This is a genomic window from Microvirga sp. P4_G7 (genome assembly GCF_056401005.1).
The window spans coordinates 1-2,871 of the sequence record NZ_JBFUKD010000497.1 but is presented as its reverse complement, the minus strand read 5'-3'; the positions used below and the strand labels follow the sequence as shown (position 1 = coordinate 2,871).

Here is a 2,871-nt window from a genome sequence, read left to right as displayed (position 1 = left end):
ATTCGAGCCACCGGAATTCGCGGCGTTGTAGGGAACCGACGTGCTCTTCGTGGGATCATCCGGATCCGGGCCAACGGTCGCTGATGGCCGTCCGTGGAAGTAGCGATCACCTGCGAAAACCTGGCCGATGAGTTCCGAGCCGACAATCTGACCATTGAGGCTGACCAAACTCCCATTCGCCTTCGCCGGAAACAACGCTTGGGCGACTTTAGTCATTCCAATTGGATAGAGAAGGCCGGTAATCGCCGTCAGGGCGATCACCATGACGAGTGCAGGACGAAGTTGGCGTAACATGAAATGCTCCTTAGGCAAGACCAATGGCGCTGATGACGAGGTCGATGGCCTTGATGCCGACAAATGGCAGGACAATTCCACCGACGCCATAAACGAGTAGATTTCGCCGGAGCAGCGAGGCGGCTCCGATGGCACGATATTTCACGCCTTTCAGCGCCAGCGGGATCAACGCGACGATGATCAACGCATTGAAGATGATGGCGGACAGGATCGCGCTCTCAGGCGTTGCCAATCCCATGATGTTGAGGACGCCCAATTGCGGGTAGACCGCTGCGAAGATCGCSGGAATGATCGCAAAATACTTCGCRACGTCGTTGGCGAYCGAGAACGTGGTGAGAGAGCCCCGAGTCATCAGCAGCTGCTTGCCGATTTCGACGATCTCGATCAGCTTGGTGGGATCGCTGTCGAGATCCACCATGTTGCCGGCTTCACGCGCCGCGACCGTTCCCGTGTTCATAGCGACGCCGACATCGGCCTGAGCCAACGCTGGTGCGTCGTTGGTGCCGTCACCACACATGGCGACAAGCTTTCCTTGTGCCTGCTCGGAGCGGATGAGCTTGAGTTTTTCCTCCGGTGTGGCTTGCGCGAGGAAGTCGTCCACACCCGCCTCCGCTGCAATGGCCGCAGCCGTCAGGGGATTATCACCCGTGATCATTACTGTGCGGATACCCATGCGGCGAAGCTCTGCGAAACGCTCCCGAATCCCCCCCTTCACGACATCCTTGAGTTGGATCACACCGAGCAATCTGCCGTCCTTTGCGACGGCCAAGGGGGTACCGCCGGCTTTGCCGATCTCGTCGGAGATCGCCTGGATCTCGCGAACCTGCTCGGAGCCGACAAGCGGCTTTAGGCTCTGCGCCGCGCCACCGCCGGCGATGGCCACGCCCGCCGTGTCCACATATGCCAACATCGAATCGACGGCGCCCTTTCGGATCGAGCTTCCTGCCACGTCGACGCCGCTCATGCGCGTCTGCGCCGTGAACGGTACGAAAGTGGCGTGCAATTCACCCATCTCGCGAGCACGGATCCCATATTTCTCCTTGGCGAGAACGACGATGGAGCGGCCTTCCGGAGTCTCGTCGGCCAGCGWCGCGAGTTGAGCCGCATCCGCCAGCTCCCGTTCCGATACGCCGCGCATGGGGCGAAAGCTCGTTGCCTGACGGTTCCCGAGGGTGATCGTTCCGGTTTTGTCGAGCAAGAGCGTGTCCACGTCGCCCGCCGCTTCCACGGCACGGCCGGACATGGCGAGGACGTTGAAGCGAACCAATCGATCCATGCCCGCGATGCCGATGGCGGACAGCAACGCACCGATCGTTGTCGGAATGAGAGTCACGAACAACGCGACGAGCGATATGATCGGGATCACCCCACCGGCATAGGCCGTGAAACTCGGAATGGTCGCGACTGCAATCACGAAGATGATCGTCAGCCCCGCCAACAAGATATTCAGCGCAATCTCGTTCGGCGTCTTCTGGCGTGACGCTCCTTCCACGAGAGAAATCATTCGATCGATGAAAGTCGAACCCTGTGCAGCTGTGATGCGAACGTGAATCCAATCCGAGAGCACTTGTGTTCCGCCAGTGACCGCGGAGCGATCGCCACCCGACTCGCGAATGACCGGGGCCGACTCACCCGTGATCGCAGCCTCGTTGACCGATGCAACACCCTCTACGACTTCACCGTCACTGGGAATGATGTCACCCGGTTCGACCAGGACGACGTCACCTATCTTGAGTTTGGTTCCAGGCACCAACGTGTAATCGCCTGCCGAACCGCCCTGGATCAGTTTGGCCTGCGTTTCCGTACGCGTCTTGCGTAGCGAAGCCGCTTGCGCCTTGCCGCGTCCCTCCGCAACGGCTTCCGCAAAATTTGCGAACAGCACTGTGAACCAAAGCCAAAGGATGATCTGGAAAGAGAAGCCTATATTGCTTGCTCCGGTAGCAAGATCCTTCAGGAAAAGGATCGTCGTGAGAGCGGCGACAACCTCCACCACGAACATGACCGGATTCTTGATCATGACCCTTGGATCGAGTTTGGTGAACGCAGCACCTAACGCGGGAAGGATGATTGTCGGATCCGCGATCGATGAGCGCGCAACTCTCTCGCGGGATTGAGCGGTGTTCATGAATGAACTCCAATTTCGAAATGAATGACGTTGACTAGGGGTATGTGAGGATGAGCCGAAGGATGAAGTTGACGAGCGCGAACAACGCGATCGTTCCTATCGTCATTGCGATGACGACGGTGAGCGGGCTGCAAGATCGCTCCGACTTCGTCCCGTACGGCCGCGGTGAATACTTTTCCATGCTCATCCTCCAACCGCGAAAGTCTGGCCGGCGATCAGGGACAAGTGTTCGACGATTGGTCCGAGCGCGAGAGCCGGGAAAAACGTCAACCCGCCCACGATCAGGATCACTCCGACGAGCAGCCCTATGAACAGCCCACCATGCGTCGGAAAGGTTCCTGTCGAAGTGGGGATGGTCTTCTTAGCGGCCATCGAACCCGCTATCGCCATGGCCGGGACGATGACGAAGAAGCGCCCCATCAACATGGCTGCACCGATCGTCAAATTGTACC

At 58.8% G+C, this 2,871-nt stretch carries 4 protein-coding genes; all 4 read right to left on the bottom strand.

Features of this window, described 5'->3' with window-relative positions; all coding sequences use genetic code 11:
* The coding region (locus AC1DT3_RS16950) for a potassium-transporting ATPase subunit C (protein ID WP_477466406.1) at positions 1-294 on the bottom strand (294 nt) is incomplete at its 3' end.
* Positions 295-304: 10 nt separating this feature from the next.
* On the bottom strand, positions 305-2,419 hold the full coding sequence (gene kdpB / locus AC1DT3_RS16945; protein ID WP_477466405.1) for a potassium-transporting ATPase subunit KdpB: 2,115 nt from the start codon (positions 2,417-2,419) through the stop codon (positions 305-307).
* Positions 2,420-2,453: 34 nt separating this feature from the next.
* The gene (locus tag AC1DT3_RS16940) at positions 2,454-2,600 is read right to left on the bottom strand and encodes a hypothetical protein (RefSeq protein WP_477466404.1); all 147 of its coding nucleotides are present in this window, start codon (positions 2,598-2,600) and stop codon (positions 2,454-2,456) included.
* Positions 2,601-2,602: 2 nt separating this feature from the next.
* Positions 2,603-2,871 (bottom strand): potassium-transporting ATPase subunit KdpA (locus AC1DT3_RS16935; RefSeq protein WP_477466403.1); only part of this gene is annotated, 269 nt, incomplete at its 5' end.

Bases quoted from the DNA above. Each gene is read 5' to 3' on its own strand.
- AC1DT3_RS16940 (WP_477466404.1), bottom strand. From the start codon at position 2,600: ATGGAAAAGTATTCACCGCGGCCGTACGGGACGAAGTCGGAGCGATCT.